This is a genomic window from bacterium (genome assembly GCA_040756715.1).
Taxonomy (GTDB): domain Bacteria; phylum UBA9089; class UBA9088; order UBA9088; family UBA9088; genus JBFLYE01.
The window spans coordinates 1-5,473 of record JBFLYE010000028.1 but is presented as its reverse complement, the minus strand read 5'-3'; the positions used below and the strand labels follow the sequence as shown (position 1 = coordinate 5,473).

General features: G+C 38.1%; 8 protein-coding genes. 7 read left to right on the top strand and 1 reads right to left on the bottom strand.

Annotated features, from left to right (window positions below):
• A partial coding sequence (locus AB1397_00885) for a hypothetical protein (protein ID MEW6481559.1) occupies positions 1-575 on the bottom strand: 575 nt, incomplete at its 3' end.
• A gap of 103 nt (positions 576-678) precedes the next feature.
• Between AB1397_00885 and AB1397_00880 the strand changes: the two genes are divergently transcribed.
• The 7 genes from AB1397_00880 (at position 679) to AB1397_00850 (ending at position 5,245) form a co-directional block, all read left to right on the top strand.
• Complete coding sequence (locus AB1397_00880) at positions 679-1,563, top strand: ROK family protein (GenBank protein MEW6481558.1); 885 nt, start codon at positions 679-681, stop codon at positions 1,561-1,563.
• 29 nt (positions 1,564-1,592) lie between these two features.
• Positions 1,593-3,287 (top strand): formate--tetrahydrofolate ligase, encoded by a 1,695-nt coding sequence (locus AB1397_00875; GenBank protein ID MEW6481557.1) that lies wholly within the window; start codon positions 1,593-1,595, stop codon positions 3,285-3,287.
• 4 nt (positions 3,288-3,291) lie between these two features.
• The gene (locus AB1397_00870; GenBank protein MEW6481556.1) at positions 3,292-3,537 is read left to right on the top strand and encodes a hypothetical protein; all 246 of its coding nucleotides are present in this window, start codon (positions 3,292-3,294) and stop codon (positions 3,535-3,537) included.
• 48 nt (positions 3,538-3,585) lie between these two features.
• Positions 3,586-3,930 (top strand): type II toxin-antitoxin system PemK/MazF family toxin, encoded by a 345-nt coding sequence (locus AB1397_00865; GenBank protein MEW6481555.1) that lies wholly within the window; start codon positions 3,586-3,588, stop codon positions 3,928-3,930.
• A 447-nt stretch (positions 3,931-4,377) separates the two neighbouring features.
• A complete protein-coding gene (locus AB1397_00860; protein ID MEW6481554.1) occupies positions 4,378-4,617 on the top strand; it encodes a UPF0175 family protein in 240 nt (79 codons plus the stop codon).
• The gene (locus AB1397_00855; GenBank protein ID MEW6481553.1) at positions 4,614-5,087 is read left to right on the top strand and encodes a DUF3368 domain-containing protein; all 474 of its coding nucleotides are present in this window, start codon (positions 4,614-4,616) and stop codon (positions 5,085-5,087) included. Before AB1397_00860 ends, AB1397_00855 begins: the two co-directional genes overlap by 4 nt.
• Entirely contained in the window at positions 5,084-5,245 is a 162-nt protein-coding gene (locus tag AB1397_00850) for a hypothetical protein (GenBank protein ID MEW6481552.1), read from the top strand. Before AB1397_00855 ends, AB1397_00850 begins: the two co-directional genes overlap by 4 nt.
• Positions 5,246-5,473: the final 228 nt, after the last annotated feature.

Genomic DNA, 5,473 nt, shown 5'->3' with positions numbered 1-5,473 from the left:
TCATAGATAGCAAATCCAAAAGAAATGTTTTTATTAAAATTATGCAATATTCCAATATCGACACCAACCTTAGATTGTTTTTTCCCAAGCTCGCTAAATTTTGCACCCCCGATTTCTATTCCACAGCTTCTCATCAAACTTGATGCGTATCTTCTTATATTAACGCCGAATGATGTCTTTTTAAGCATACCCTGTCCATAACCACCAATTGTAAAGATGGCAATATCGTTATCTAAGGCTAAATGTGGCTCATTGTCATCCTTTTTCCCATCTTTATCCAGGTCAACATATCCCTCCCAATCAACCCTATGGATATAGCCTCCACCCATTCCTCCCTCTTTCATTTCATTGGACATTGCAATCCATTCCTTAAAATTCATACTATCCCTGTTATTCAAAACCCTCATTGAGGTTGCTTCCATAGCCTTTATATTGGCAATCCCTGCTGGATTGTAGAAAATGCTATGGATATCATCAGCTACAGCAACAAAGGCATTTCCCATAGAAAGGGGTCTTGCCCCTATCGCCCACAAATGAAAAGAAAAAATAGCTACAAACAAAATAATCTTCTTCATCATCTTTATTTTACATTTTTTTTTATTCTATGTCAAACAAAATCAATTATTAACTCCCTAAACATTGAAATCTTAATTTAGGTTGTTATATAATTTTAATTTTATGCAGATTGGAATAGATATTGGTGCCACAAAGGCAAGGATAGGAGAAATAGAGGAAGGAAAAGTAATAAGAGCCTTTGAGGAAAAAACAGAAAAAGGAGATATCGCAAACCAGATTATAAAGCTTATAAATAGATTTGATCTATTAAAGGCAGATGGAATAGGCATAGGCATAGCTGGGCAGATAAAAAATGGAGTTGTTATTTCCTCACCAAACATAGGGATAAAGAACCTTAACCTTTATAAAATTCTAAAGGAAAATTTTAATCTTCCATTTATCATCGAAAATGATTCTAATTGTCAAACAATGGGAGAATATATTTATGGAGCAGGAAAGGGAAGAAAAAATATAATTGGAATATTTATAGGAACAGGGATTGGTGGGGGAATAATTATAGATGGAAAACTTATTAAAGGCTCTGAAATTGGACACATCGTAATCGATATAAATGGTGCAAAATGTGGATGTGGAAGAATGGGTTGTTTTGAGGCATTAGCATCTGGAATTGCCCTTAAAAGGTATACAAAAGAGGCTGGTTTTAAAGATGGTTCTGCCTCTTTTATTGCAAAAGAGGCAAAATCTGGAGAAAAAAAGGCACAGGATATAATCAGAAGGCTTGGAGTTCTCATTGGAATTGGAACAACAAACCTTATAAATATTTTAAACCCTGAAGCTGTAATTTTGGGAGGTGGTGTAATTGAGGGATTGCCAGAGCTTGTGGACATTGTAAGGCAATTTGTCAAAAAAGAGGCATTGTTTCCTTGTATTATTAAAAAGGCAGAACTAGGGAATGATTCTGGAATAATTGGTTCAGGTTTCCTTGCAAAGAATTGTTTAAACCTCCCGATAAATTTAAATTGCAAAAAATTTGGATTTTTATTATAATTTGACAAATTTATTTAAGGAGGAAAAAAATGAAATCAGACATTGAGATTGCCCAAGAATGCAAGATGAGGCCAATCATTGATGTGGCGAAGGATTTGGGGTTAGAAGGGGATGACCTTGAGCTTTATGGAAAATACAAGGCAAAGGTAAGCTTAAAGGTAATTGAGAAATTCAAAGATAGGCCCCAGGCAAAATACATTGATGTTACCGCCATAACCCCCACCCCATTAGGAGAGGGAAAGACAACCACAACCGTAGGTCTGGGAATGGCTTTAAATAAAATCGGCAAGAAGGCGGTAATTGCCATAAGGCAGCCGTCTTTAGGCCCGGTATTCGGGATAAAGGGAGGGGCGGCCGGTGGTGGATATTCCCAAATAGTTCCTATGGAGGACTTTAACCTCCATTTAACCGGTGATACCCATGCGGTTTCTGTTGCCCATAACCTTCTGGCCGCATTTGTTGATACAAGCATTTTGCTAGGAAATCCTTGTAATATTGATCCCTTATCGATTACCTTTAGAAGGGTGGTGGATGTTTCCGATCGGGCATTGAGGAATATCATTATTGGCTTGGGTGGAAGGGAAAATGGTATTCCCAGAGAAACTGGTTTTGACATCTCAGTTGCCTCAGAGGTTATGGCAATCTTAGCTTTAACCACCTCTCTTAAGGATTTAAGAGAAAGGCTTTCTCGGATTGTGGTTGGAACAACCTATGAGGGAAAGCCAGTAACCGCCGAAGACCTAAAATGTGCGGGAGCAATGACCGTTCTTCTAAAGGATGCAATAAAGCCAAACCTGATGCAGACATTAGAGGGAACACCAGCCTTTGTCCATGCTGGGCCATTTGCCAATATCGCCCATGGGAATTCATCTATTCTGGCGGATCTGGTTGCCACAAAGATCTCTGACTATGTGATTACCGAAAGTGGCTTTGGTGCTGATTGTGGGGCGGAGAAATTCCTGAATATAAAATGCAGGGCTTCAGGACTTGTTCCCGATTGCATTGTTATCGTTGCCACGATTAGGGCATTAAAGATGCATTCGGGAAGATTCAATGTTGTCCCAGGAAAGCCATTAGACCCAAGGCTTACCTCAGAAGACCTTGATTCCTTGGAAAAGGGCTGTTGCAATTTGGAAAAGCACATTGAGAATATGAGGCTACATGGCCTTCCTGCAATTGTGGCAATAAACATATTTGAAAATGATACCGATAGAGAAATTGAGCTGACAAGAAAACTTGCCAAGGAATACGGAGCAATGGATGCCATTCCCTGCACACATTTCAAGGATGGTGGAAAAGGTGCCATTGAATTAGCAAACAAGGTAGTTGAGGCTTGTAAGGAAAAACCCAATTTTAAATTCCTCTATCCCCTTGATCTATCAATCAAGGAAAAGATAGAAACCATAGCGACAAAGGTATACGGAGCAGAGAAGGTTTCCTATGAACCATTGGCTGAAAAGAAGATAAAGCTCTATAGCGAAAAGGGCTATGCCAATCTTCCTATTTGTATGGCAAAGACCCATCTATCTCTATCCCATGACCCAAATCTTAAGGGAAGACCGAGGGGATTTACCCTTCCTGTAAGGGATGTAAATCTCTCTGCGGGTGCAGGATTCCTCTATCCCCTCTGCGGAGCAATGCGAACAATGCCAGGCCTTCCCACAATTCCTGCAGGAACAAAGGTTGATATTGATGAAAATGGAAGGGTGGTTGGGTTGTTTTAAAAAAATGAAAAATATAGAAAAAGCCATTGAATCTACAGCAACGATTGATGCACAACAGAGGCTTGTTTTAGACGAGCCATTACCGGTTGTTGAAACAACAAGGGTTCGGGTGATTATCTTATTCCCCAAAGAGACTGACAGAGACGAAAAGGAATGGCTTCGGGCAGCAAGCTATTCCCCAAAGAGACTGACAGAGACGAAAAGGAATGGCTTCGGGCAGCAAGCAAAAACCCCGCCTTCGAGTTTCTAAAAGAACCGGAAGAAGATATTTATACACTCAAGGACGGGAAGCCATTTTATGATTAGGGGTAAAGTGGTTTTGGTTCCTTTTCCATTTGATGATCTTTCGGGGACTAAAGTGCGACCAGCCGTATGTTTAACCGAGCCTATTGGAACACATCGCCATGTTATCATAGCTTTCATTAGCAGTCGGATTCCTGATGATTTAATGGAAACAGACCTTATATTAGATTCGTCACAGACCGATTTTATTGGAACCGGCTTACGGGTAACTTCTACTTTACGCTTACATCGTTTGATGACAGTTACCACCTCTTTCATTCAGCGTGAATTAGGTAATTTCTCTCCTCAAATACAAGAGGAAGTGAATATTAGACTGAGAAAATTGTTCAGCTTAGTGTAATGCCAGTAACCGCAGATTTTAAAAAATTGCTGTTTGAAGATAATAATTATAGAGAAAACAAGACGAAAATTTCTTGAGGAAAAAATGCTTTGTGTAGATAAAATTTTAGTACGTGTTTAGCTTCTCTCTTAATTACCATAGCCGTTGTTTAGCTGTCCTATATACCTAGGCACAAAGGGACAAAGGCACAAAGAAAGCAAGTAATAAATAAACTCTCTCGTCTTTGTGCCTCTCTGCCTTTGTGCCTATTTCCCAATTTTATTCTCACCTAGCAGGCGTTCCGTAAAAATTTAGCAAATTTTAATGTAAGTGCTTGTAAATCAATATGTTACAAAGTTTTTTGTTTCATTATCGTAAGTCTTTTATTTTCAAAGGATTATAAAAAAATTACGGAACCTCTGTTAAAAACCTTGACAAGGATTAGGAATAAGGTTATTCTATATCTTAATGGATTTCACTATACCTTTTGATATCTTTCAATCAGCAAGGATAACTGAAGAAGAGTTAAAGCAAGAGATGGCCCTTTTACTCTTTAAGAAGGAAAAATTAACTTTAGGCCAGGCGAGCCAACTTGCCGGAATTACTCAACTGCAATTTCAACACCTTCTTGCAAGTCAACAAATTCCCATTCATTATGGTGCAGAGGATTTTGAGGAGGACTTAAAAACCCTCAAGGAAATAGGGTGATTGTTGTAAGTAATACCTCACCTATTATGAACCTTGTTGCGATAGGCCAGATAAATCTCCTTAAACAACTCTATGGAGAGATATTTATCCCAAAGACAGTTTTGCAGGAACTTTCAATTATCCATAAAGAACAATTAAGTGAGAGATATTTATGGATTAAAACCCAACCTGTAATCAACCAAAATATGGTAGATGTGTTGCTTCTGGAATTAGATAAGGGAGAGGCAGAGGCAATTGCATTGGCTATAGAGATGAAGGCAGATCTTTTACTGCTGGATGAACGGCGAGCCCGTAAGATAGCCTCTCATTTAGGACTTAGATTTATTGGGCTTTTAGGTATACTTATTGAAGCTAAGCGTAAAATGTTTATTTTTTCAGTTAAACCCCTGCTTGACGAGATGATTGCCAAAGCAGGTTTTTGGGTAGATAAAAAGTTATATGAACGTTTTTTAAAGGAGACAGAAGAATGAAGCAAGACATTGAGATTGCCCAAGAATGCAAGATGAGGGATATTAGGGAAATGGAACAAAGGTTGATATTGATGAAAATGGAAGGGTGGTTGGGTTGTTTTAAAAAATTGCTGTTTGAAGATAATAATTATAGAGAAAACAAGAGGAAAATTTCTTGAGGAAAAAATGGTTTGTGTAGATAAAATTTTAGTACGTGTTTAGCTTCTCTCTTAACCAAATTACCATAGCCGTTGTTTAGCTGTCCTATATACCTAGGCACAAAGGGACAAAGGCACAAAGAAAGCAAGTAATATAGTATCTTCCATTACTTAGTGCAAAAATAGTATTTAAGAAATTTTGAATTCTAAATTTTGAATTTTGAATTGAAAAAGGTTAAGTTTTATAAA

Coding starts and splice junctions, on each gene's coding strand:
- AB1397_00875 (MEW6481557.1), top strand. CDS start 1,593: ATGAAATCAGACATTGAGATTGCCCAAGAATGCAAGATGAGGCCAATC.
- AB1397_00850 (MEW6481552.1), top strand. CDS start 5,084: ATGAAGCAAGACATTGAGATTGCCCAAGAATGCAAGATGAGGGATATT.
- AB1397_00860 (MEW6481554.1), top strand. CDS start 4,378: ATGGATTTCACTATACCTTTTGATATCTTTCAATCAGCAAGGATAACT.
- AB1397_00865 (MEW6481555.1), top strand. CDS start 3,586: ATGATTAGGGGTAAAGTGGTTTTGGTTCCTTTTCCATTTGATGATCTT.
- AB1397_00870 (MEW6481556.1), top strand. CDS start 3,292: ATGAAAAATATAGAAAAAGCCATTGAATCTACAGCAACGATTGATGCA.
- AB1397_00880 (MEW6481558.1), top strand. CDS start 679: ATGCAGATTGGAATAGATATTGGTGCCACAAAGGCAAGGATAGGAGAA.